General features: G+C 62.8%; 22 protein-coding genes. 10 read left to right on the top strand and 12 right to left on the bottom strand.

Features of this window, described 5'->3' with window-relative positions; all coding sequences use genetic code 11:
* Positions 1–80 precede the first annotated feature (80 nt).
* Together NKI19_RS06760 and NKI19_RS06755 are read left to right on the top strand one after the other, a co-directional pair.
* Positions 81–1,379, top strand: coding sequence for a BtaA family protein (locus tag NKI19_RS06760; protein ID WP_352564469.1), 1,299 nt, complete (start codon positions 81–83; stop codon positions 1,377–1,379).
* A complete protein-coding gene (locus NKI19_RS06755) occupies positions 1,376–2,041 on the top strand; it encodes a class I SAM-dependent methyltransferase (protein WP_352564467.1) in 666 nt (221 codons plus the stop codon). The genes NKI19_RS06760 and NKI19_RS06755 overlap by 4 nt, the downstream gene beginning before the upstream one ends.
* Before the next feature lie 209 nt (positions 2,042–2,250).
* On the opposite strand, the gene NKI19_RS06750 is transcribed toward NKI19_RS06755, so the two are convergent.
* Positions 2,251–3,630: a serine hydrolase domain-containing protein gene (locus NKI19_RS06750; RefSeq protein ID WP_352564465.1), complete on the bottom strand. Its 1,380-nt coding sequence runs from the start codon at positions 3,628–3,630 to the stop codon at positions 2,251–2,253.
* Positions 3,631–4,061: 431 nt separating this feature from the next.
* Between NKI19_RS06750 and NKI19_RS06745 the strand changes: the two genes are divergently transcribed.
* Both NKI19_RS06745 and NKI19_RS06740 read left to right on the top strand, forming a co-directional pair.
* Positions 4,062–4,859: a glycoside hydrolase family 25 protein gene (locus NKI19_RS06745; RefSeq protein ID WP_352564463.1), complete on the top strand. Its 798-nt coding sequence runs from the start codon at positions 4,062–4,064 to the stop codon at positions 4,857–4,859.
* Positions 4,860–4,939: 80 nt separating this feature from the next.
* Positions 4,940–6,112, top strand: a complete 1,173-nt coding sequence (locus tag NKI19_RS06740) for a lytic murein transglycosylase (RefSeq protein WP_352564461.1) — start codon at positions 4,940–4,942, stop codon at positions 6,110–6,112.
* A gap of 76 nt (positions 6,113–6,188) precedes the next feature.
* Here NKI19_RS06740 and NKI19_RS06735 read toward each other — a convergent pair whose 3' ends face one another.
* On the bottom strand, positions 6,189–7,082 hold the full coding sequence (locus tag NKI19_RS06735; protein ID WP_352564460.1) for a LysR family transcriptional regulator: 894 nt from the start codon (positions 7,080–7,082) through the stop codon (positions 6,189–6,191).
* Positions 7,083–7,205: 123 nt separating this feature from the next.
* Here NKI19_RS06735 and NKI19_RS06730 point away from each other — a divergent pair, with 123 nt between their 5' ends.
* Positions 7,206–7,937: an SDR family oxidoreductase gene (locus tag NKI19_RS06730; RefSeq protein ID WP_352564456.1), complete on the top strand. Its 732-nt coding sequence runs from the start codon at positions 7,206–7,208 to the stop codon at positions 7,935–7,937.
* Between the two features lie 133 nt (positions 7,938–8,070).
* Here the strand turns inward: NKI19_RS06730 and NKI19_RS06725 are convergent, their stop codons facing one another.
* Complete coding sequence (locus NKI19_RS06725; RefSeq protein WP_023721223.1) at positions 8,071–9,291, bottom strand: alanine racemase; 1,221 nt, start codon at positions 9,289–9,291, stop codon at positions 8,071–8,073.
* A 225-nt stretch (positions 9,292–9,516) separates the two neighbouring features.
* Between NKI19_RS06725 and NKI19_RS06720 the strand changes: the two genes are divergently transcribed.
* The gene (locus NKI19_RS06720; RefSeq protein WP_352564454.1) at positions 9,517–10,434 is read left to right on the top strand and encodes a DMT family transporter; all 918 of its coding nucleotides are present in this window, start codon (positions 9,517–9,519) and stop codon (positions 10,432–10,434) included.
* Between the two features lie 36 nt (positions 10,435–10,470).
* On the opposite strand, the gene NKI19_RS06715 is transcribed toward NKI19_RS06720, so the two are convergent.
* The 4 genes from NKI19_RS06715 to NKI19_RS06700 form a co-directional block, all read right to left on the bottom strand.
* Complete coding sequence (locus NKI19_RS06715) at positions 10,471–10,929, bottom strand: RES family NAD+ phosphorylase (RefSeq protein WP_352564453.1); 459 nt, start codon at positions 10,927–10,929, stop codon at positions 10,471–10,473.
* Between the two features lie 232 nt (positions 10,930–11,161).
* Positions 11,162–11,599 (bottom strand): antitoxin Xre/MbcA/ParS toxin-binding domain-containing protein, encoded by a 438-nt coding sequence (locus NKI19_RS06710; protein WP_352564452.1) that lies wholly within the window; start codon positions 11,597–11,599, stop codon positions 11,162–11,164.
* Positions 11,600–12,192: 593 nt separating this feature from the next.
* On the bottom strand, positions 12,193–13,110 hold the full coding sequence (gene metF / locus NKI19_RS06705) for a methylenetetrahydrofolate reductase [NAD(P)H] (RefSeq protein WP_352564450.1): 918 nt from the start codon (positions 13,108–13,110) through the stop codon (positions 12,193–12,195).
* The gene (locus NKI19_RS06700; protein ID WP_352564449.1) at positions 13,110–14,132 is read right to left on the bottom strand and encodes an ArsR/SmtB family transcription factor; all 1,023 of its coding nucleotides are present in this window, start codon (positions 14,130–14,132) and stop codon (positions 13,110–13,112) included. Before NKI19_RS06700 ends, metF begins: the two co-directional genes overlap by 1 nt.
* Before the next feature lie 142 nt (positions 14,133–14,274).
* Between NKI19_RS06700 and tsaA the strand changes: the two genes are divergently transcribed.
* Together tsaA and NKI19_RS06690 are read left to right on the top strand one after the other, a co-directional pair.
* Complete coding sequence (gene tsaA / locus NKI19_RS06695; RefSeq protein ID WP_352564447.1) at positions 14,275–14,799, top strand: tRNA (N6-threonylcarbamoyladenosine(37)-N6)-methyltransferase TrmO; 525 nt, start codon at positions 14,275–14,277, stop codon at positions 14,797–14,799.
* Complete coding sequence (locus NKI19_RS06690; protein ID WP_352564446.1) at positions 14,796–15,107, top strand: DUF2293 domain-containing protein; 312 nt, start codon at positions 14,796–14,798, stop codon at positions 15,105–15,107. The genes tsaA and NKI19_RS06690 overlap by 4 nt, the downstream gene beginning before the upstream one ends.
* A 302-nt stretch (positions 15,108–15,409) precedes the next feature.
* Here NKI19_RS06690 and NKI19_RS06685 read toward each other — a convergent pair whose 3' ends face one another.
* On the bottom strand, positions 15,410–16,027 hold the full coding sequence (locus NKI19_RS06685; protein WP_352564444.1) for an MOSC domain-containing protein: 618 nt from the start codon (positions 16,025–16,027) through the stop codon (positions 15,410–15,412).
* A 207-nt stretch (positions 16,028–16,234) separates the two neighbouring features.
* Between NKI19_RS06685 and NKI19_RS06680 the strand changes: the two genes are divergently transcribed.
* Positions 16,235–16,801, top strand: coding sequence for a methyltransferase family protein (locus NKI19_RS06680; RefSeq protein WP_352564443.1), 567 nt, complete (start codon positions 16,235–16,237; stop codon positions 16,799–16,801).
* A 68-nt stretch (positions 16,802–16,869) separates the two neighbouring features.
* On the opposite strand, the gene NKI19_RS06675 is transcribed toward NKI19_RS06680, so the two are convergent.
* From NKI19_RS06675 to ettA, 4 genes are all read right to left on the bottom strand, one after another.
* Positions 16,870–17,991: a beta-ketoacyl-ACP synthase III gene (locus NKI19_RS06675; protein ID WP_352564441.1), complete on the bottom strand. Its 1,122-nt coding sequence runs from the start codon at positions 17,989–17,991 to the stop codon at positions 16,870–16,872.
* Positions 17,992–18,112: 121 nt separating this feature from the next.
* Positions 18,113–18,451, bottom strand: coding sequence for a hypothetical protein (locus NKI19_RS06670; protein ID WP_352951102.1), 339 nt, complete (start codon positions 18,449–18,451; stop codon positions 18,113–18,115).
* 106 nt (positions 18,452–18,557) lie between these two features.
* A complete protein-coding gene (tam, locus tag NKI19_RS06665; protein ID WP_352564437.1) occupies positions 18,558–19,328 on the bottom strand; it encodes a trans-aconitate 2-methyltransferase in 771 nt (256 codons plus the stop codon).
* Positions 19,329–19,373: 45 nt separating this feature from the next.
* Entirely contained in the window at positions 19,374–21,023 is a 1,650-nt protein-coding gene (ettA, locus tag NKI19_RS06660; protein WP_352453385.1) for an energy-dependent translational throttle protein EttA, read from the bottom strand.
* 347 nt (positions 21,024–21,370) lie between these two features.
* Between ettA and NKI19_RS06655 the strand changes: the two genes are divergently transcribed.
* Positions 21,371–22,666 carry a GGDEF domain-containing protein gene (locus NKI19_RS06655; protein ID WP_352564435.1) on the top strand — a complete coding sequence of 432 codons (1,296 nt, stop codon included), beginning with the start codon at positions 21,371–21,373 and terminating at the stop codon, positions 22,664–22,666.
* The last annotated feature ends 12 nt before the right edge of the window (positions 22,667–22,678 follow it).

The following is a 22,678-nucleotide window of genomic DNA, read 5'->3' as shown; positions in this document are numbered from 1 at the left end:
GAGCATCGGAAGCGCAGAAAACCGCATCAGATGACCGCCGGAGTAGAATTCTCGATGCCTCCGGCTGTCACCGGCCTGTCATGACCCTGCGCTACCCGCTTGCGGCAAAGCAAACGGGGAATCGCCTTGCCATGACGGACATTTCTGGAGAACTGGTTTTTCGCCGCGGCAAGGAGGTCGGCAAGGCCGTCTACCAGAACCGCCCGTTGTCGAAGGCTGGTATCTCCGAACGCTTGTTCGCCTTCCTGTTCTCCGGCCTCGTCTATCCGCAGATCTGGGAAGACCCCGAAATCGACATGGACGCGATGCAGCTCGGCGAGGGCCACCGCATCGTCACCATTGCCTCCGGCGGCTGCAACATCCTCGCCTATCTCACCCGGTCGCCGGAAAGGATCGATGCCGTCGACCTCAACGCTGCCCACATCGCGCTGAACCGGATGAAGCTCGAAGCCGTGCGTCACCTGCCGTCGCAGGGCGACCTTTTCCGTTTCTTCGGCGCGGCTGAGACCGGGCACAATTCGCAGGCCTACGACCGCTTCATCGCGCCGCATCTCGATCCGGTCAGCCGCCATTATTGGGAGCGGCGCAACTGGCGCGGCTGTCGCCGCATCGCTGTCTTCGACCGCAATTTCTACCAGACCGGCCTGCTTGGCCTGTTCATCGCCATGGGCCACCGCACCGCAAAGTTCTTCGGCGTCGACCCGGCCGGCATCATGGACGCCAAGAGCATCGCCGATCAACGCCGTTTCTTCGACGAGGAGCTGGCGCCGGTCTTCGAAAAGCGGCTGCTGAAATGGGCGACATCGCGAAAGGCTTCGCTGTTCGGCCTCGGAATTCCGCCGGCCCAGTACGATTCGCTGATCACCTCGGGCGACGGCACCATGGCCAGCGTGCTGAAGGCCCGGTTGGAAAAACTCGCCTGCGATTTCCCCCTGAAGATCAATTATTTTGCCTGGCAGGCCTTTGCCCGCCGCTATCCCAACCCGGGCGAGGCCGCCCTGCCCGCCTATCTCGAAAAACGCAACTACAAGACCATCCGCGACAATGTCGATCGCGTCGCCATCCATCACGCCAATCTGATCGAGTTCCTTGCCGGCAAGGATGCCGGTTCGGTCGACCGCTTCGTCCTGCTCGATGCACAGGACTGGATGACCGACGACCAGCTCAACGGGTTGTGGGCCGAGATCACCCGAACCGCCTCCACCGGCGCCCGCGTCATCTTCCGCACCGCAGCGGAACCCAGCCTGCTGCCCGGCCGCGTCTCGAATTCGCTGCTTGACCAATGGCGCTACGAGAACGACGCCTCGCGCGAGTTTTCGGCGCGCGACCGCTCGGCCATCTATGGCGGCTTCCACCTCTATGTGAAGCGGGCCGCATGAGCACGACCGACTTGCCGGCCAGCCATGCCGAGCTGATGGACGGCGTCTATCGCTGGCAGCGTCATGTCTACGACCTGACCCGCAAATACTATCTGCTCGGCCGCGACCGGCTTATCGACGGACTGGATGTGCCGGCCGGCGGGACCGTGCTCGAGCTCGGCTGCGGCACCGGCCGCAACATCATCCTCGCCGCCCGCCGCTATCTCGGCGCGCGCTTCTTCGGCCTCGATATTTCGGCCGAGATGCTGGAGACGGCCACCGCCGCCCTTGCCCGCGAAGGCCTCTCCGGCCGCGTCACGCTGGCGCGCGGCGATGCCACGGATTTCGACGCAAAGGCGCTGTTCGGCGTCGAAAGTTTCGACCGCGTCTTTGTCTCTTATTCGCTGTCGATGATCCCTGGCTGGGAAAAGACGATATCCGCGGCTCTTGCTGCCCTGTCACCGGGCGGCTCGCTGCATGTCGTCGATTTTGGCCAGCAGGAAGCCCTGCCCGGCTGGTTCCGCACGCTGTTGCGCGGCTGGCTGAAAAAATTCCACGTCGAGCCGCGTCAATCGCTGCGCGCGGTTCTGGATTCGGAATCTGCAAGAACCGACGCAAGCTTCCGTTTCCAAACGCTCTATCGCGGCTATGCCTGGCTCGCCGTGATCGGCCCAGGTCGATAGCCAGGATGTGTTGAGATTCAGGTCAGGCCGAGTCGAAAACGGTGGGGTCCGAGAACCGGAGCGGAGCGTACTTTTGGGTACGCGAGCACCGGCCTACGCCGGCCGTAGCCTTAACTGCCACGACCGCTCATGAGTGCTTTGGCCGGCGAAGGCCGGAAGCGCAGGAAACCGCCGTTTGCAGGCCGGCATCACCTGAATATCGCTACAGCCTAGTGCAGCGCCTTGACCAGCGCCGCTACCATCGCCTGCGGCCGGTAGCCGAGCCTGGCCGGCGTCAGGCCGAGCCGCACCACAACCAGCTGCTCCGAGGGGACGATCGCGGCCGTTTGTCCGTCATGCCCCTCCATCCAGTAGGCGTCCTTGGGCAGGCCGGCGGCAATGCCGGCGCCGGGGTTTTCCTCGTCGCCCGGCCCTTCGATCCATAATTGCCCCTTGCCATAGACCTTCGAGGCAGTTGCCGGTTCCCGCATCCAGTCGACGAAGCCGGCGGGCAGGATCTCCTTGCCGTTCCAGACGCCGCCCTGCAGCAGGAACTGGCCGAAGCGCGCCCAGTCGCGTGCCGTGGCATAGAGGTAGGACGAGCCGACGAAGGTGCCGTGCTCGTCGGCCTCAAGCACTGCACTGTGCATGCCGAGCGGATCGAACAGCGCGGTCCTCGGCCAGGCCAGCGCCTTGTCCTTGTCGCCGATGGCGTCCTGCCACAATCGGGACAGCATCACCGCCGTGCCACTCGAATAGGAAAACACCTTGCCAACCTCGCCGGTCAGCGGCTTGGACCCGGCAAAGCCCGCCATGTCCGGTTCGAGATAGAGCATGCGCGTTACGTCGGCGACGTCGCCATAATCCTCGTTGAATTCCAGCCCGCTCGACATCGCCATCATGTCGGCGAGGCTGATCACGGCGCGGCCATCTCCCTTCCAGGGACCGAACAGGCCCTGGTTGGTCATCGCCAGCTTGCCCTCCTTCACCAGCGTGCCGACGATCGCCGCATTCACCGTCTTGGTCATCGACCAGCCCAATAGCGGCGTCTTTTCGGAAAAGCCTTCGCCATAGCGCTCTGCAACGATGCGGCCGTTCTTGACCACCACCACCGCCCGCATGCCGGCACCGGTCATTGCTGGATCGTCGAGGATCTTCGCGACCTCTGGATCCTGCGAGGCACCGACATCGTCGCCTTCCGGCCAGATCGCATCGGGCAGCGGCGCCGGCGTCGGTGCAGCTCCGGCGACAGCCTCGGCGGCGGCAATACCGCCGTCGGGAACCGAGGCGCAGCCGAGCCCGTCGCGCGCAACCGCGACACTCTTGCCGAGCACACCGAACAGGCCCGCCGAAACCGTTCCCTTCTCCTTGTCGACCGACACCCTCATCAGCTTCAGCAGCGGATGACCCGGCGCCTGCACATCGACGGCAAGCACATCGTCGGCGTCCCGCCCGGCGATGAAGACGTTCGAGCAGACGATCTTGGCCGCGTAACCGGAACCGACGCGGATCAGTTCCGGCGGGGCGAAATACAGCCAGGCGGCGAGTATCGCGGCGGCCAGCACAGCCAGGCCGAGCAGCCATTTGACGAACTTCAAAAGGATCTGCATTTTGAGTTCCCTCGGCGCGCTCGATCTATGTCATCGATTTGCCGCCATTGTTTCGGCAAAATCGCGGCTCTTGTCGAGCGCCGTCAACCGAATATCAACCATGATCGGCGATCACAGGTGTATGTCACCCAAAAGCATGCCCTTGGGCCTGACCCGAGGGTGCGCAGCGGTTCTGGGACAACGACATGCACAGACAAAAGAACTAAGCGCGTCGAAACGATGCGCTTAGGACAGACCGGGCGATCCTGTGGGGTGACCGTCCGGCGGGGCTTGAATGCATGCGTCCCAAAACTGCGCAACGGTTTGGGAATGCATGAAACGAAGATCAAGGCGCATCGCGTAAGTCGGTTTCAGACACGCCGCGCCCGGTCGAGGGGCCACCCGCGGAAAGACCCATCAGCGGCCGGCTGAAACCGGCTCAGGAAGTAGCGATGCGCCGTTTCGCGGTCCTCATCACGCTGATGTTGCTTGGTGCCTGCTCGACGGTCGAGGATCTGACGCCATCGCTGTCGTCGTCCAGCGCCGCGATGGTTGCGGTACGCGCGCCGCGTTTTGCCGATTCCGACCCGCATGAATGGGACAGCGGCGCACCGTGGAGCTATGCCGTCCACGGCACCGACGTCTCCAAATACCAGACCTCGATCGACTGGCCGGCGGCCAGGGCCAGCGGCATCTCCTTCGCTTTCATCAAGGCAACCGAAGGCGGAGACCGGTTCGATGAAGCTTTCAACGAGCATTGGAGCCGCACCAAGGCGTCGGGCATTCCCCGCGCCGCCTATCATTTCTTCTACTTTTGCACGCCGGCCGCTACCCAGGCGCGCTGGTTCATCCAGAACGTGCCCAAAGACAGCTCGGCCATGCCGCCGGTTCTCGACATGGAATGGAACCCGAAATCGCCGACCTGCAAGCTGCGGCCCGATGCCGCCACGGTACGCAGCGAGATGAGCACATTCCTCGAAATCGTCGAAAAACACTACGGCAAGAAGCCGATCATCTACACGTCGGTGGACTTCTTCGAAGATAATGGTTTATCGGGCTTCCGCAATTACCCCTACTGGCTGCGCTCCGTGGCCGGGCACCCGCGCCAGAAATACGGCAGTCATCCCTTCACCTTCTGGCAGTATACCGGAACGGGTGTCGTGCCGGGCATGGCCGGAAACGCCGACATCAGCGTCTTCAACGGCTCCGAAGCCGCCTGGAAGAAGTGGTTGCGGCAGAACACCCGTTGACACCGGGCCTGTCGCCTGCTTTTCGACACAGCCAATGACGAATGCCTGCAACCGCCGGTAATCTTCTTGGAAGGATAGCGATGCGATTGCGCTTTGGACTTCTCGCGGCGCTGCTCCTGAGCGCCGTGCCGGCCGCGGCAGAGCAATGCGGCGGCGATTTCGAGGCATGGAAGCAGGGTGTGGCGGCGGAGGCCAGGGCGGCTGGCGTCGGCGCTGCCGGCCTTGATGCGCTGGAAAACGCCACCCTCGATGAGAAGGCATTGGCACGCGACCGCGCCCAAGGCGTCTTCACCCAGACCTTCATCGAATTCTCGAACCGCATGATCTCGTCGCATCGGCTGAAGCAAGGTGCGGCCAACCTGCAAAAATATGCCGAGGTCTTTGCCCGCGCCGATCGCCAATTCGGCGTGCAGGCGCCGGTCATCGCCGCTTTCTGGGCCCTGGAAACCGATTTTGGCGCCGTGCAAGGCGATTTTCATACGCTGAACGCGCTGGTGAGCCTCTCGCATGACTGCCGCCGCCCGCAGCTGTTCCGGCCGCAGATCGTGCCGCTGCTGATGTTGATCGATCGCGGCGTGGTGCCGGCCGACGTGACCGGTGCCTGGGCCGGCGAGATCGGCCAGACGCAGATGCTGCCTTCCGACTATCTCGGCCACGGCGTCGACGGCGACGGCGATGGCCTGGTCGACCTGCGCGGCAGCGCGCCGGATGTGATCATGAGCACGGCCAGCAAGATCCAGTCGCGCGGCTGGAAGCGCGATCAGCCCTGGATCGAGGAAGTCCGCGTGCCCGACGATTTGCCGTGGGAGCAGACGGGACGCACCAACAAGCTGCCGTTGACGCAGTGGGCGCAGTGGGGCGTTACCAGGCCCGACGGTACGCCGCTTCTCGACAACCGCATGAAGGCCGGCCTGGCATTGCCTATGGGTCGCAAGGGGCCAGCCTTCCTGACCTACGACAATTTCGACGTCTATCTCGAGTGGAACCAGTCCTTCACCTATGCCCTGACCGCGGCAAATCTTGCCGCCCGGCTGGGGGGCGCGCCGCGCTTCGATCCGCGCAACCCCGAACCCGGCCTCAACGGCGACCAGATGAAGGCGCTGCAGACCAAGCTCGAGGCGAAAGGCTATGATGTCGGTACCGTCGACGGCATACTGGGCACCAACACCCGCGAAGCTATCCGCAAGGAGCAGATGCGGCTGGGCCTGCCGGTCGACGGCTGGCCGACGCCGGAGCTGCTGGCCAGACTGTGAGGGTGGTGAATGGTGAAAAGGAATAGCACCGGAGCCGCACTGGGCACCAGAGCTACTACTATTCACTATTCACTATTCACCGCCTCGCCAGCAGGAAATCGATGAACGCTCGCAGCGGCGCCGGAACCTGGCGGGAACTCGCGTGATAGAGATAAAAACCCGGAAATCTCGGCGACCAGGCTTCGAGAAAACGGATGAGCTTTCCCGCTTCGATCCACGGCCGGACCTGATATTCCAGCATGTACGCCACGCCGACCCCATCCAGAACCGCCCCGATCATCAGTTCCGTATCGTTGATCGTCAGGCCGCCGCTGACGGCCACTTCCAAGGCACGTTGGCCCCGGGCGAACTCCCATCGATAAAGATTGCCGCCGCTCGGCCACTGGAAATTGATGCACTGGTGCTGATGCAGGTCCGCGGGGTGACGCGGCATCGGGTGATGCTCCAGATAGCTCGGCGCCGCCACTGCGGCCATCTCGAGTTCCTCGCTGAGCTTCACCGCCACCATGTCCTTGTGCAGCCGCTCACCCAGTCTGATCCCGGCATCGAAGCGGCCCTCGACGATGTCGGTGAGCATGTCGTCGACAATGATTGTGAGGGTGATATCGGGATAGGCGCGGCGGAAATCGCCGAGGATGGGCGCGATGAAACGCATGGCGGCGATGCGCGGAACATTGATGCGCAGCGAGCCTGCCGGCCGGCCGCGTGATGCATGAGCGTCGGCTACGGCCCCTTCCAGTTCGCCGAACGCCGGTGCGATGCGGGCAAACAGCTTCTCGCCCTCAGCGGTCGGCGACATGCTGCGCGTGGTGCGGTTCAGCAGGCGGACACCGAGACGCTCTTCCAGCCCGCGTATCGTCTGGCTGAGCGCTGGAGGCGAAATCCTGAGCTTGGCCGCGGCACGGACGAAGGTTCCCTCTTCGATGATTGCTGCAAATGCCGTGAGTTCGGAAAACTCGCTTCCTCGCATTATGTACCTCAGGCTTAACAAGTCAGTTTGATAATAGGCTATTCTCTTAGCAATAGCATGCCTCTAGCTTTCCCTGGAACGCCGCTCGATCGAGGCGGCCGTCATCAGACGGAAGGAGAAGCCATGCATCGTCCACTCGAAGGCAAAACCGCACTTGTGACCGGCAGTTCACGCGGCATCGGACGCGCCATCGCGGAGGGGCTCGCGGCCAAGGGTGCTGCCGTGGTCGTCAACTATGTCGGCAACGAGAAGGCAGCCAGGGAGGTCGTTGCCGCCATTGAAGGGAATGGCGGAAAAGCCGTCGCCATCCAGGCGGACGTCTCCAGTCTCCCCGACATTCGCAGGCTGTTCGAGGAGACCGAAAGGCAGATGGGGCCGATTGACATCGTCGTCGCCAATGTCGGCGTCGCCGTCATAAAGCCGCTCGTCGATGCCACCGAAGCGGACTTCGATCACGTCTTCGGCGCCAATGCCAAGGGCACCTTCTTCACGCTTCAGGAGGCGGCGCGCCGCGTTCGCGACGGTGGCCGTATCATTGCCGTCTCCACCGGTGGAACCAGGATGTTCTTCACGCAGACGGCGCTTTATCTCGGCAGCAAGGGAGCCGTCGAGCAGTTCGTCCGCGTCCTCTCGCGCGAACTCGGTCCGCGCGCCGTTACCGTGAATGCGCTTTCACCAGGCTTCACCGACACTGACCTGCTCCCCGAACGGGACCGCGCCGTGGCCGCCGGCATGTCGCCCTTCGGCCGGATCGGAGCACCACGCGACGTCGCCGATGTCGCGGTTTTCCTGGCTTCCGACGAAGCTCGCTGGCTTACCGGCGAGAACATCCAGGCCGGCGGCGGCGTGGCCTGACTACGGGGGGTGAATGGTGAATGGTGAATGGTGAATGGTGAATGGTGAATGGTGACAATTCACCGAAGCGGACGGAACGCAAGAACTACTTCCAATCACTATTCACTATTCACTATTCACCATTCACCATCAACTAATCCGCCATCGTCTCCAGGCTGGCAAACCCCTGCGGCGCATCGCCTTCGTCGAATGGCGTCGCCACCTCGACGAAAGTATCGGGATAGAAGCCGTTGAACCGTGTTCGGAGCGACAGCGAATAGGCGCCGATATGGCCGATCTCGATCCAATCGCCGGTATCGACGGTTTCGGGCAACCAGAACGGCCGCGACAATATATCGACGGAATCGCAGGTCGCGCCGCAGACCTTGAACGGCACGATGGTCTTGTCCTCGCCATTGCGCGAGCGGATCGCCGGATCGGGGATGAAGCGAGCCGGCAGCGTGATCTTGCCGGTCCATGAATCCGACAGCGACGCCCAGATGCCGTCATTGATGTAGAGCCTTTTGCCCTTGCGCAGCAGCACACGCACAATCAGCGACAGGCAGCGCGCCACGATCACCCGGCCGGGCTCGGCCACCAGCGGCATCTGGTCGAACTGGTACTCCTGGAGGTCGCCCGACAGCCGCGACATGATCTGGCCGAGCGACGGCATCTCCGGCTTGCGGCTGTTCGGATCATGACCGTATTCGGCCGGAAAGCCGCCGCCGACATCGAGCCCGGCAATGTCGAAGCCGACGCGGTTGCGCACCCAGTCGGCGGAGGCCAGCGCCCGCTCATAGGTGTCGGGATCCTCGATCTGGCTGCCGACGTGAAAGCATAGGCCGACCTTGTAGCCCGTCCGGTTCAGCCGTTCGGCGAGTTCGACCGCATTGGCCGGTCCGGCGCCGAACTTCTTCGACAGCTCGTAGGCCGCCGAGCCTTTCGTCTGGATGCGCACGAACACGGTGATCGCGCCCGGATCGATGTCGAGCGCCCGCACCACCCTGGTCAGCTTGGTGATCTCGTCTTCATGGTCGAGCGAAATGACGCGGATGGCGTATTTTTCCAGCGCCAGCCTGATGTCCGACTGCGCCTTGACCGGGTGCATGTAGAGCATCTCGGCGTCGGGCGAGACGGCGCGCACGGCGGCGAATTCGCCGGGCGAGGCCACATCGAAGGCGCTGACGCCGGCCTCGACCAGGGCGTTGAGCACGATCTGTTCGCCATTGGTCTTGACCGCATAGGCGGTCTTGCCGGGAAACATGCCCATGAACTGTTTGGCGTCCGCCTTCAGCACCTGCGGGCGGAAGCAATAGATCGGATCGTCCGGGCGAAGCGCCAGCGCTGCCTCGCGGGCATTTTCGAATCGCTGCATGGACGAATCCCTTGACTGAGGCTGCGCACAATTAATCGAAGCTAGCGGCTAATGAAAACAATTCTATGTCTCGCCGCCCCGGCTTCGCGGCGCTACGCCGTTCTGTACCGCCGGTTATGGGCGAGCCAGGCCATCGCTCAGGTTTTGGGTGGCCCTTGCGGCCGGATCGGATATGGCGTGAACAGATGCCTGACGAGCAAGGCATCTCGTCTGGGAGGACGACCAATGGCGATAGCTGCCACCAACACTGTGCGCGGTCCGATGGTGCTCAAAGACTGGGCGCAGCTTCTGCTGCTCGGCGCCATCTGGGGCGGTTCGTTCTTCTTTGCCCGCATTGCGGTGGCGGAACTTCCGCCGCTGGTGCTGGTGCTGTTCCGCGTCACCATCGCGGCCGCGGCACTGCAGCTCTATCTTGCGGTCCGCGGCCCGTCGTTTCGCCTCGCCTTGCCGCATGCCGGCCTGTTCTTCCTGCTGGCGTTCGCCAACAACGTCATCCCTTTCTCGCTGATCTTTGCCGGCCAGACCGAGCTTGGCGCCGGTGTCGCCTCGGTGCTCAATTCGACGACGCCGTTCTGGACGCTGATCCTCGCCAACGCCCTGACCAGTGATGAAAAGCTGTCGTGGAACAAGCTCGCCGGCATCGCCCTCGGTATCGCGGGAACGGCGGTGATGATCGGTCCCGGCCTTGTCGCCGGGCTCGGCGGCCCGGTCTGGGCGAAATTCGCGCTCATCGGTGCCTCGGTCTCCTATGCGGTTGCGCTGATGATTGCCCGCCGCTTCAAGGGTGTCCCGTCACCGGTCATTGCCACCGGCCAATTGACTTGCTCGACCATCATCATGATCCCGGTCGTTTTGTTCACCTATGATGCCGCCAATCTGTTTTCGGCCTCGCCGCCGGTCTGGGCGGCGGTGCTGGCGCTGGCGCTGCTGTCGACGGCTTTCGCCTATATCCTCTATTTCAACCTTGTCGCCTCGGCCGGCGCCACCAACGCCTCGCTGGTCACGCTGATCGTGCCGGCCAGTGCCATCCTGCTCGGCTTCCTGTTCCTCGGCGAGCGGCTCGAACTGTTCGAACTCGGCGGCATGGCGCTGATCGCGCTCGGCCTCGTCACCATCGACGGTCGCCTGTTCGGGCGGCGTTAGAGATGGCACAGCGAAGTTGTCGCTTCCGATCGTGCGCTATATGGGCGTGATCGCGGGAACAGATGAACCCTGCCATTCCAGACGCCAGATACCGCCTTGCCGGAGATTCTGAACGAGATCGGGAAGGAAGGCGGCAAGGCAGGTCCCGCCAACATGTCTCACGGAAGGATACACAAGACCGGTCGCGGCGTCTTGCTTGCGGAGTTGTTTCGCCAGCGCCTGACCGGCCGGATAGGCTAAGGCGGTATCCGGATCGAGCACCGGGTCCTTGCTGAACTCAGCACCGCGCAGATCGTGAAACGAGCCTATGAAGTCGGCAACGAGCTCCGCGTAGTCGGTGACGTTTTCGAACCGTTCGATCGCGGCAAGCTCTCGCGTCAGATGAAACGAGACCTCGCCGAGCGCAGTTTCCGCATCGAACGCACAGTACCAAGCGCCCCCTGGCATCATCGTTGAAACGATTGCCGCCCGGACGGGTGTAAGCGAACGCCGCATTGATGAAGGTGTAGCCTGGCCTCCCGAACACCAGTTCGCGCGGATCGAGGTCGGGCAATCCCCCTTGCTGCGCCTGAAGGCGGCCGCTGGTGGCTCCTTCGAGCTCCGCAAGGTCTTCCAAATCTCCATGATTCCTGGCCAACGGCATCAGGACCGGTTCCTTGAGCCTGCCTGTCGAAATCAGCCGGATCGTGTCGCGCTGGGAAATGTCAGCGCGCGGCGGGATCTGCATTCAAAGTCCACCGCGCAAGGCGTCGATGTGTTGGCGAACCTGCAGCAGTTTCGGAATGCCGCCCTCGATCATCACGTCCAGGGGGCGCCGGCCACCATAAAGAGGCCCTTTGTTCGGTAACCGCACCCATTCATCGGCAAGCGCTTCGGAAAACAGAAGCCGCAGTCCTTTGAAGATGCCGATCAGGGCGCTGATGCGTGTCAGCGAATCCTGGGAGAGAACGCCCTCCCATTCGCCCTTCTTCATGCGGAACCAGGTTCTCTCCGACACGTCGCCGATCAAGGCACAGATCTCGGTGCTGGTCAGATGCCAGATGTCTGCGAGCCTGACGATGCCGGCAACAGCAGCTGGCGTGATCCGCGCCCGTGCCGAGGCATCCGCCAGATTTGCCGGCAAAGCCTGATTTGCAGGATCGCGAACAGCATAAGCGACACTCATTCCGACCTCCAACACTTGGCAGGCAATATAGTGCCAATTGGCAGCATATTCAAGTCCGGGCTATCCTCACACCGCGCTGCTGGTTGCCCTTCGCGTCATGTAGCGTCCAGCATCCGGCTGGACGTGCAAAGGACGTTTCGAATCTTCGTTCGTTCCGAAATCGATTCCGATTTCTGGCGCGGTAGCGCTGCCATTCTCGTTGCTGCCTCGGCTTTGCCACAAATTATTCACAGGTCCCGAGCCGGCTTTTGACAAAGAGTTTCAATGCCTAACGGCAAACGGCAGGTCGCAAATTCCACAATCTCGTCGCATTGCAGCAAAGTTTCTGCTTGCCTGTGGCACAAATGACCCTAGACTCTCGCCATAGCTCTTTAAGAGGAGGCTATGACATGGGACTGACGAGGCCGATCAACGCATTGATGATTTGTGCTGCGTTTGCATTCATCGGCGCCCTCATTATGGGCGTCCTTCCATAAGGCCGCTGAGCGGGGGAAGACCAGCACCGAATACTCCAAATCATTGAAAAGGCCGGGCATTTTGCCCGGCCTTTTGCATTCCCCGATCTTTGGCATTTCAAAAAGGAGCTTGCCGCTTTACGCCGCGGCGGATCCCGCCGCCTCGACTTCGTGCGACCTGATGCCGATCATGTGGCAGATGGCAAAGACCAGATCGGCCCGGTTCATCGTGTAGAAGTGGAAATCGCCGACGCCGCGCTCGACAAGGTCCAGCACCTGCTCGGCCGCCACGGCAGACGCCACCAGCGCATGCGTTTGCGGGTCGTTTTGCAGCCCATCGAAGCGCTCGGCCAGCCATGCCGGCACCAAGGCTCCGCACCGTGCCGAGAAGTTGGCGACCTGGGTGAAATTGTGCACCGGCAATATGCCCGGCACGATCGGTATGTAGATGCCGGCCCGCCGTGCCCGCTCGACATAGCGTTCATAGAGATCGTTGTCGAAGAAGAACTGGGTGATCGCCCGCGTCGCTCCGTTGTCGGCCTTGCGCTTCAGCATGTCGAAGTCGGTGGCGAAATCCGGGCTTTCCGGATGTTTTTCCGGATAGGCCGAGACTGATATGTCGAAATCGCCGGCGCCCTTCAGCGCATCGACCAGTTCGGCGCCATTGGCATAGCCTTCCGGATGCGGCCGGTAGGCCGCGCCGACGCCCTCGGCCGGATCGCCGCGCAGGGCGACGAAACGCTTGACGCCCATGTCGGCGAACTCCCGGATCACCGCATCGACCTCGTGGCGCGCCGCATCGACGCAGGTCATGTGCGCCGCCGGCGTCAGCGTCGTTTCATTGAGGATGCGCTTGACGGTACGGGCCGTGCGCTCGCGGGTCGAACCACCGGCGCCATAGGTGACCGAGACGAATTTCGGCCTGAGCGGCTCCAGCCGGGTGACCGTGTCCCACAGCCTTGCTTCCATGTCGTCGTTTTTCGGCGGAAAGAACTCGAACGAAACCCTGACCTTGTCGCCGATGTCGGGGCGGCGGGAGAAGCGGAACTGGTTCATCAGGCGGTTTCCCCTATCGGATACGCATTGGCCGGTTGTCTGTCGTTGGAAGGCTCGGCAATCAGCATGCGCCGATCGCGGCCGAGCCAGAGTTTGACGGTGAGCTTGGCCTCGTTGCCGCCGCGCGGCTCGAATTCCTGGCTGTCCTCGAGGTCGAGGCCGGCCTCGGAAAACCAGTCGCCAATTTGCCGGTCGGAAAAGCCGAGGCGCATATGCGCGTGCTCCTCGCGCAAGAACTCCAGCGTGTGCGGCGCGAAATCGACGATCACCAGCCGGCCGGCCGGGCGCAACAGCCGCGCCGCCTCGCGGATGGCGCGGGCGGGATCGTCGAGATAGTGCAGCACCTGATGGATGGTAACGAGGTCGAAGGCGTCGCGCTCGACCGGCGGCGCAAAAATGTCGCCCTGGCGCACCTGCGCATTCGAAACGCCCGCCTTGTCGAGATTGGCGCGCGCCACAGTCAGCATCTCGCGCGACATGTCGATGCCGACGCCGCGCCGATAGAGCGGCGAAAAGATCTCGAGCAGCCGTCCGGTGCCGGTGCCGAGATCGAGCATCGACTGGAACGGCCGCTTGCCGACGACTTTGATGAGGGCTGCCTCGACCGCGCGGTCCGGCACATGCAGCGAGCGGATATGGTCCCAGCTTGCGGCGTTTACCGAGAAATATTCGGCAGCCCGGTCCTGCCGCTTGCGCTTGACCGCGGCCAGCCGTTCGAGATCACGCTCGACCTGCGGATCGGCGCCGCGGATGCCGGAAACCAGCCTCAGCACGAAATCGCGCGAGGAGTCGGAATCCGATAGCCGGAAGAACGCCCACGAGCCCTCCTGGTAGCGGCCGATCAGCCCTGCCTCCAGCAGCAATTTCAAATGGCGCGAGACGCGCGGCTGCGATTGGCCGAGGATTTCGGTGAGATCGGACACCGTCAGATCGCCGCGCGACAGCAGCGCCAATATGCGCAGCCGGCTGGATTCGGCAGCCGCCTTCAATGTATCTACCATCGTGTCGAGAGCGACATGCATGCGAGCATTCTCTTTGAAAAGATATAAACATATGTTTATGTCGGTTTTGATAGGCTTGCAAGCGCTATGTCGCTTCCGGACAAGAAAATGACGCATGCGTCGCGGACCGCGCAAGCCCGCAAGCATGATCGAGGCGAGACCCATGTTCGAAACGCGCAGCGGCGAAAAGCTTCTGGAAACCGACCCGGCAACGATGCCGCCGGATGGCCACATCGTCTTCATCGGCCGCATCGCTTCGCCTTGGATTACGCGGGAGACCTGCCCCAAAAACATGAAGGCCGCGCGGGAGACGGGACAGCCGGCGGCTCTCACGATCGATCCGCTCTATCGGGACGGCCTGCTTGGGCTGGAACGCGCCAGCCACGTCATCATCCTGTCCTGGCTGCACCATGCGCCGCGGCAACTGATTGTCCAGAAACCCCGCCATGCCACGGAGCCGAAAGGCGTCTTTTCGCTGCGCTCCCCTGCCCGGCCGAACCCAATTGGGCTGCATGTCGCCAAGCTCGTTACACTCGACATCGACATCGGCCGCGTCGAGCTTGACGCCATCGACGTGCTCGACGGCACGCCGGTCATCGACATCAAGCCCTATTTCGCCTCGACCGATGCCTTCGCCGAGGCGACCATGGCTGGGCGGAACGAGACGTCCAGATCGGACGAGCGGTGAGCGCCCCGACCGGCCGCCGCCGCGCCATCGCCAAGGCGCTGACAGCGCTTCTGCCGCTGGCGCCCTATGCCGACATGGAAAAGATCCGTGCCGATGCCGGCGCCGTGCACATGAAGAGCTTGCCGCCGAGCATTGCCGTGTGGCTGGCGACGATTGCGCATATTCGTCACGCCCACACCGACTACGAAAAGCTGCTCGCCGACGGCTATGACCGCGATTCCGCGCGCTTCTTCGTCATCGAACAAACCAACATCGCGCTGACCCGCTGGCGTGCCACCCGTCTGCTCGACGATGAGGATGAGGCGTAGAGGACGGCAAGCAGACGCGTCGAGTTCTGCGGCGCCCCCTCTGTCCCGCCGACGTCAGGTCGGCAACAAAAAACCCGCCTCGGGAGGCGGGTCGTTGGAGCCAATTAGCACCATACCCAAATTAGTAGCATAGCTGCCGGCACAAAGCAAGAACAAAGTTGCTCGCCTTCAGCATTGAATCGCGACTTCGTTTCAGCATGGGTTTTGAGAGGTCCAGGGACAGTGCCCCTCTGCCCTGCAGGATATAGGGGTACGAAGGAACGCGGCTTCGACTGGCAACACCGCCTTGCCTGGACTCACCTTCAGGCCCGGTAAATCCACTGCTCGGGCACGCGCACCGATATCTCCTCGCCGGCCGTGATCGTGCCGGGCTTCTCGACCCAGGCGACGAGCCCGCGCAAGCGCTTTGCCGCCTTCGGGAACAGCAGCGCGCCGGCCTCGTGGTCGGCCATCCCGGCCTTTTCGGCGACTGATCGGCCGGCGATCCGGCAAGGCCCGTTCTGCGCGTCGATCTTGACGGTCGCGCCGCCTTTGAAGAACAGCAGCGAGCCGGATGGCAGCATCGAGAGGTGCGGCAGGCCTTCGATCAGGAGATTGGCGCCGATCCATTCAGGCTTGATCTCGGTAATGCCCATCCGTTCGGCAACGATTGCCAGTTCGTCCGCCGCGACGATCGACAATTGCCGTTCGTTGCGCATCTCGGTGCCGCGCGGATACCAGGGTTCCCGCCCGCCGGAGCGCCGCGTCGTGCCGGCGTGGAAATCGCCTTCGATACCGTCGAAGCCGAGCTGCAGCGTATCCACCGCTCGTGTCTCAAAACGATCGAATGATGCGAGATAGAGCGCCGCCACCCTGGCGGCGAGTTTTCGCGCCGGCACGATCTCGACTGGATTTTCGGTTGCGGGAAACAGATCCGGCATTGGTCTCATTCCTAGCGACGGGATGCAATTAGCCGAAGTCGATTTATAGGGTCCAGTCGAAAGCGTTGATGCTCCAATCAAGACGGCTGATACGGGTCGGCACCACCAGCGTCCTGGTTGAATCGAGCCCTTGCACAAGCGTGCCGCATTGCTGCCGCGCTGCATCGGTTGATAATATCGGTCAGGTTAAGCCTGCGGAGGTTTATCGTGCATCCCGCATCGGCAATCGCGCAGCTCTGGCTGCTCTGGGTCGTCTCATGGGCCGCGGCCGCCTTCTGGGCCGACCGGGCAGAAAAACGCGCCGGCTTCGAGGCCGAACTGCCCTACCGGGCCGTGCTGGTGGTCGGCACGATCCTGCTCTTCATCCCGGCGCACGGTTACGCCGGCCCGCTGAGGCTTTGGACGCCGAACCTTGCCGAAGCGTGGATCTGCGTCGCGCTGATTGCCGCCGGCCTGGCATTTGCCTGGTGGGCGCGGCTGCATCTCGGCCGCCTGTGGTCGGGCACGGTCACCGCCAAGGCAGAGCACCGCGTCATCGACAGCGGCCCCTACCGGCTGGTCCGCCACCCGATCTACACCGGGCTGCTTCTGGCAATCCTCGCCACCATGGCGGCGAAAGGCACCCTCTGGGGCATCGCTGGCGCCGCCCTTCTCACCGCCGGCATCATCATGAAGGCAAGGCTGGAGGAGCGTTTTCTGCGCAGCGAACTGGGTAGCGCTTACGACGACTATGCCAGGCGCGTTCCGATGCTGGTTCCGTTCGCGCCGAGCTAATGCATGTCGCCCAAAAGCATGCCCTCGGGCTTGAACCGAGGGCGCACAGCGGTTTTGGGACAACGAGTCTAAAGCATGCGCAACAGCGCGCCCCCGATCGAGTAGCCGGCGCCGAAGGCGCAGAGCAGGCCATAGTCGCCGGCCTTCATATCGGCATGGTTCTCCGACAGGGCGACGATTGCGCCGGCGGCGGCGGTGTTGCCGAGGCGCTCCAGCACCATCGGCGCGCGGTCATGATCGACGTCATGGCCGAACGACAGTTTCAGGATCATGGCGTTCATCCGCGCATTGGCCTGATGCAGCCAGAAGCGCCGGATCGCTTGCGGCGTCAGCCCGTGCTCGGCCAGGAATTCGACGATGAACTTGTGGCCGGCGACCGTGACTTCCTTGAACACCTTGTTGCCGATCTGCTTGATCAGATTGCCTTCCAGATCGATCATGTACGGATCGTCCTGGGTGGCGCGGGTGTAATAACCGAGATTGGTGCGGATGCTGTTCGACATCTGCGTCCAGGCGCGCGTGTCGAGCACCTCGAAGCGCCCCGGCCGCTTCTCGCCTTGCGCGAGCCCCTCGACGATCATCGACACGGAAGCGTCGCCGAAGATGAAATGCGTCTGCCGGTCGCGAAAATTGAGATGGCCGGTGATGATCTCCGGCGTCGTCACCAGCACGCGTTTATGCGCCCCTGCCCGCACCAGGTTGACGGCGATGTGCAATGCCGCCGCCGCCGACGAGCAGCCAAGCCCCATATCGAAGCCGGCGCCTTTCGTCCCCATCGCCTGCTGCATTTCGATGGCGATCGCCGGATAGGGCCGCTGATGGTGCGAGGCGGAGCAGATCACCAGGTCTATATCCCCGGGCTTCAGCCCGGCATGATCGAGCGCCTTGCTGGCCGAGGCGATGCCGAACTCGGCCTCCAGCGACAGCGCATCGTCGGGCCGCGCCGGGAAGCGCGGCGCCATGCGGTTCGGGTCGAGGATGCCCTCCCGTTCGATGACATGGCGGGTCTGGACGCCCGAGGCATGGACGATGAAGGCACTGTCCGATTTCTGCAGCAGCGGCTCGCCCGATACCTCGCGGCGGACGTTCTCCATGTCCACCCAGCTGTTGAAGCTGGCGACGAGTTCCTCATTGGTGATCGAAGCTTCGGGGATCTCAACGCCGATGCCGCTGATGATGACGCGATGCATTTCCAGTTCGTCCCGTGCGCAGGCGTTGCGGCTTCATGTCGACGCCGCAAAAAGCTCGGCGCAACCTCTTTTGCACCTAGCCAGTTTATGCCGGCTTAAATCAAGTCCCTGGAAACAGTCTTTACCAGGCGCAGAGCTTGGTATTGGTCTGCGGGTTGTTCCAGCAGGCACCGTCATCGCGGCTCCGCACGAATTGCCCGGGCAGCGGCACGTTGCGGCGGCCGAGATTGACATAGCCATAGGCAAAACCCGGCCCGTCGATCTCCAGGACGTAAGTCGGATAGCCCGGCGCCGAGATGCGAAAGCTGCCGGCATCGTCCAGCGCCCGGTAGCTGCAGGAGAAATAGCCGTCATCGCTGGTGAAGCAGCGCGCTCGCTTGGCCTGCGCCGATATCGAAAAGGCAAGCATAGCGGCCGCACAAATACTGCCGCCGAAAACCATCTTTTTCAGTGTCATCATCCACCCCCCATGGCCCATGAAGGGCCGTGCCCCAGTGAGATGCGCATGACGGCGAAAGCCGGTCAAGCACCCGCTGCTGGCTGTTTTTGGGTGTAGCTAAGAGCTTCTAAGCAGAACGCCGCGCCACGATGAAGAGACGGGGAAAGCGCAGCAATACCTTGCCGCTTGCCGTTTTCGGATAGGCTTCGCTGATCCTGGCCGTGTAGCGCGTCAGGAAAAGGAGCCGCTCGTTTTCGTCGAGCGGATCGAGGAACGGCTTCAGCCCCGTCGACTTCACCCACTCGACGATCGCCTCGGCATCGGCCAGCGGATGATTGTAGATCGTGTGCCAGATATCGAGCCGATCCGAGAATGGCGACAAAAGGTCGTAGTAGAACGCGACCGGCGGCAGCGGCGCGCGGGCCGCGCGCTCGAGCTTTTCGACAAACGGCATCTCGGCCGCGGTCTCCCGCATCAGCCGGTGCGAAGGCTCGGCCATGTTGTCCGGCATCTGCACGGCAAGCGCGCCGCCAGGCGCCAAAAATCCCATCAGCCGCTGGAAGACCGCCGGATGCTCCGGCAGCCACTGAAACACCGCATTGGCAAAGATCACGTCGACTGGTTCGGCCGGCTGCCACGCCGCCGCATCCGCCAGCGCAAAGCTGACGCCGGGCAGGCGCGCCTTGGCCTTCTCGATCATGTCGGGCGAGGTATCGAAGCCGCTGATCTGCGCCTGCGGCCAGCGCTCGACCAGCAATTCGGTCGAATTGCCCGGCCCGCAGCCAATGTCCACGACCCTGCGCGGTGCCGGCACCTGCACCTGCGCAACGAGATCGCGCGCCGGGCGGGTGCGCTCATCCTCGAATTTCAGGTAGAGGGCGGCGGACCAGTCGGCCATCTTGGTTCCTCAGATCATTTGAGAATTCGCCGCCCTGTAAATGTCTTACCGCGTCAGCCGCTTATACGTCATGCGGTGCGGGTTGACCGCTTCCGGGCCGAGACGGCGGATCTTGTCCTGCTCGTAATCCTCGAAATTGCCTTCGAACCATTCGACATGGCTGTCGCCCTCGAAGGCGAGGATGTGCGTCGCCAGACGATCGAGGAACATGCGATCGTGCGAGATGATGACGGCGCAGCCGGCGAAACTCTCGAGCGCGTCTTCAAGTGCGGCCAGCGTTTCGGTATCGAGATCGTTGGTCGGTTCGTCGAGCAGCAGCACGTTGCCGCCGGTCTTCAGCATCTTGGCCAGATGCACGCGGTTGCGCTGACCGCCGGAGAGATTGCCGACCTTTTGCTGCTGGTCGCCGCCGCGGAAATTGAACGACGCGCAATAGGCGCGGGTGTTGGCTTCGAACTTGCCGAGCTTGACCACTTCGGCGCCGCCCGAGATCTCTTCCCAGACGGTCTTGGTCGGGTCGAGTGCGTCGCGGCTCTGGTCGACATAACCAAGCTTGACCGTCTCGCCGACGCGGATGGTGCCGGCATCGGGCTTTTCCTGGCCGGTGATCATGCGGAACAGCGTCGTCTTGCCGGCGCCGTTCGGGCCGATGACGCCGACGATGCCGCCGGGCGGCAGCTTGAATTCGAGATCGTCGATCAAAAGCGTGTCGCCAAAGCCCTTCGACAGGCCCTCGACCTCGATCACCACATTGCCGAGCCGCTCGCCGTGCGGAATGACGATCTGCGTGTCGCTCGGACGCCGCTTGTCGGCTGCATCCAGCAGATCCTGGAACGCCTGGATACGGGCTTTCGACTTGGTCTGCCTAGCCTTAGGGCTCGACTGGATCCACTCGCGCTCGCGGCCGATCGCCCGCTGGCGTGCATCGTCCTCGCGGCCCTCCTGCTTGAGCCGCTTGGCCTTGGCTTCGAGATATTTGGTGTAGTTGCCTTCGTACGGGATTCCGCGGCCACGATCGAGCTCGAGGATCCAGCCGGTGACGTTGTCGAGGAAGTAGCGATCGTGGGTGATGATCATCACCGCGCCCGGATAGGCGCGCAGATGCTTTTCCAGCCACGCCGTCGTCTCGGCGTCGAGATGGTTGGTCGGCTCGTCGAGCAGCAGAAGGTCAGGCTGGCGCAGCAGCAGCTGGCACAGCGCGACGCGACGGCGCTCGCCGCCCGACAGCTTGGTGACGTCGGCCTCCTTGGGCGGGCAGCCGAGTGCCTCCATCGCCATCTCGACCTGCTGTTCGAGATCCCAGAGGTTGAGCCGGTCCATCTCGTCCTGCAGCTTGGCCGACTCGTCCGCCGTCTCGTCGGAATAGTTCATCATCAATTCGTTGTAGCGCTCGATGATGGCGGTCTTGGCGGCGACGCCTTCCATGACGTTCTCGAACACGTTCTTGTTCGGATCGAGCGCCGGCTCCTGCGCCAGGTAACCGACGGTAGCACCCTCGGCCAGCCAGGCCTCGCCGCTCCACTCCTTGTCGATGCCGGCCATGATCTTGAGGATCGTCGACTTGCCGGCGCCGTTGGGGCCGAGGATGCCGATCTTGGCGTCCGGGTAGAAGGACAGATGAATGTTCTCGAGCACCTTCTTGGTGCCGTAGGCCTTGTTGAGGCCGGCCATGTGATAGATGAACTGGCGTGCCACGCGCGCTTTCCCTGAAAAGTCGACTGATGTCGGATTTGAATGGAAGTTGGGCGCTATGTAAGCGATGCGGCCCCGAACGGCAAACAGTTTTGGCCCTAGAGCAATTCCAGGAAAAGTGTGAAACGGTTTTCCGTCCGGAATTGCGTCAAAAACAAAAAGATGGGGCGGTTCAGCGTTTCAGTGAAACGATGAACCGCCCCCAGGCGGATTTGGTCGCACCCGCAAACGCTTAGCCGCTTCATTTCGTGCCGGCGCCCGGGCGAAAGCTCCGGTTAACCATTCCGCGTCAAAACAGTGTTGGATGGGAAATCGCTGGCAGCCGCGATTTCGGGGAGAGAGATCGGGCCGTGCTGAACAGTTTCCTGCTTTTTGCCGAAGCGGTTCTCTATTTCGGCATCATGGTCACGCTTTTTCGGTTCAGGGGCCGCATCGGCCTCGGCGTCTTTGTTTGCGCCCTTGGCGTCATGCATTTCCTGGAAACCTATCTCGCCAGCGTCTTCTACGTCGCGCTACCGTTCGGCATGGTATCGCCGGGTTCGGCCGTGCTGTTTTCCGGCAAGCTGGTCATGCTTCTCCTGCTCTACATCAAGGAGGACGCGGCAACCGTCCGCCAGCCGATCTACGGCCTGCTGCTCGGCAATACCCTGATGATCGGGCTCGTGCTGATCCTGCGCCTGCACGACATCGCACCGCTGCCCGACGGCAAGCTTCCCGACATCGGCTTTATCGACGAGATGGGCTGGCTGATGGTGTGGGGCACGACGCTGCTGTTCGTCGACGCCATCCTGATTATCCTGCTCTATGAAAAGCTCGGCAAATATCTGCGCAAGGCGCTTTTCACCCGAATCCTAGTCTCCGTCGCCTGCGTGCTCACCTTCGATCAGGCAGGTTTTTTCACGGCGCTGCATTTCGTCACCGGTGCGCCGGTGGCGGTGTTCTTCGGCGGCTGGTTCGCCAAGATGGCAGCGGCCCTGATCTACAGCACCATGCTGGTCGCCTATATCAGGTGGTTCGAGGCACGGCAGGTGCCGGCGCCGCGTGGGCTTTCCGACATTTTCGACACGCTGACCTATCGCGAGCGCTATGAAGCGCTGGTCGAGCACGTCGGTCGCGACGGCCTCACCGGCCTGCTGCACAGGGGTCGCTTCGACAGCGAAGGCGAGGCCTCCGTGGCAACCAGCCTGCGGACCGCCAGGCCGCTCAGCCTGCTGATCATCGATGTCGACCACTTCAAATCGATCAATGACCGCTTCGGCCATGCCGAGGGCGACAAGGTGCTGAAAGCCCTGGCGATTTTGCTTGGCGAACTTGTCGGGACCGAAGATCAACTGTTCAGGATCGGCGGCGAGGAATTCGCCATCCTCGGCTGGCGTCCGCAGCCGCTCGCCAGGCTGCTGGGCGAAACCGTCAGGCAAGCGGTCAAGACGTCCGCAAGCACCAGCCGGTTCGACATCACCGTCAGCGCCGGCATCTCGACGGTCAGCGAGACCACCCGTTGCCTTGCCGATCTCTTCGCGCTCGCCGACCAGCGTCTCTACAAGGCCAAATCGACGGGGCGCGATCGCGTTGTCGGCGAACCGGGCGGCAGCGAAGCAGACGGCCGCAACACATGGACTAGGCCGGAGCGCAGCGCCGGCGCGTAACGCTACTCTGGC

Source organism: Mesorhizobium sp. M0751 (assembly GCF_040320265.1).
In the GTDB taxonomy this organism is placed as follows: domain Bacteria; phylum Pseudomonadota; class Alphaproteobacteria; order Rhizobiales; family Rhizobiaceae; genus Mesorhizobium.
The sequence above is the reverse complement of the archived record's forward strand: the minus strand, read 5'-3'. Positions and strand labels throughout refer to the sequence as shown.

Bases quoted from the DNA above. Each gene is read 5' to 3' on its own strand.
- NKI19_RS06760 (WP_352564469.1), top strand. From the start codon at position 81: ATGACCCTGCGCTACCCGCTTGCGGCAAAGCAAACGGGGAATCGCCTT.
- NKI19_RS06755 (WP_352564467.1), top strand. From the start codon at position 1,376: ATGAGCACGACCGACTTGCCGGCCAGCCATGCCGAGCTGATGGACGGC.
- NKI19_RS06750 (WP_352564465.1), bottom strand. From the start codon at position 3,630: ATGCAGATCCTTTTGAAGTTCGTCAAATGGCTGCTCGGCCTGGCTGTG.
- NKI19_RS06745 (WP_352564463.1), top strand. From the start codon at position 4,062: ATGCGCCGTTTCGCGGTCCTCATCACGCTGATGTTGCTTGGTGCCTGC.
- NKI19_RS06740 (WP_352564461.1), top strand. From the start codon at position 4,940: ATGCGATTGCGCTTTGGACTTCTCGCGGCGCTGCTCCTGAGCGCCGTG.
- NKI19_RS06735 (WP_352564460.1), bottom strand. From the start codon at position 7,082: ATGCGAGGAAGCGAGTTTTCCGAACTCACGGCATTTGCAGCAATCATC.
- NKI19_RS06730 (WP_352564456.1), top strand. From the start codon at position 7,206: ATGCATCGTCCACTCGAAGGCAAAACCGCACTTGTGACCGGCAGTTCA.
- NKI19_RS06725 (WP_023721223.1), bottom strand. From the start codon at position 9,291: ATGCAGCGATTCGAAAATGCCCGCGAGGCAGCGCTGGCGCTTCGCCCG.
- NKI19_RS06720 (WP_352564454.1), top strand. From the start codon at position 9,517: ATGGCGATAGCTGCCACCAACACTGTGCGCGGTCCGATGGTGCTCAAA.
- NKI19_RS06715 (WP_352564453.1), bottom strand. From the start codon at position 10,929: ATGCGGCGTTCGCTTACACCCGTCCGGGCGGCAATCGTTTCAACGATG.
- NKI19_RS06710 (WP_352564452.1), bottom strand. From the start codon at position 11,599: ATGAGTGTCGCTTATGCTGTTCGCGATCCTGCAAATCAGGCTTTGCCG.
- metF (WP_352564450.1), bottom strand. From the start codon at position 13,110: ATGAACCAGTTCCGCTTCTCCCGCCGCCCCGACATCGGCGACAAGGTC.
- NKI19_RS06700 (WP_352564449.1), bottom strand. From the start codon at position 14,132: ATGCATGTCGCTCTCGACACGATGGTAGATACATTGAAGGCGGCTGCC.
- tsaA (WP_352564447.1), top strand. From the start codon at position 14,275: ATGTTCGAAACGCGCAGCGGCGAAAAGCTTCTGGAAACCGACCCGGCA.
- NKI19_RS06685 (WP_352564444.1), bottom strand. From the start codon at position 16,027: ATGCCGGATCTGTTTCCCGCAACCGAAAATCCAGTCGAGATCGTGCCG.
- NKI19_RS06675 (WP_352564441.1), bottom strand. From the start codon at position 17,991: ATGCATCGCGTCATCATCAGCGGCATCGGCGTTGAGATCCCCGAAGCT.
- NKI19_RS06670 (WP_352951102.1), bottom strand. From the start codon at position 18,451: ATGATGACACTGAAAAAGATGGTTTTCGGCGGCAGTATTTGTGCGGCC.
- tam (WP_352564437.1), bottom strand. From the start codon at position 19,328: ATGGCCGACTGGTCCGCCGCCCTCTACCTGAAATTCGAGGATGAGCGC.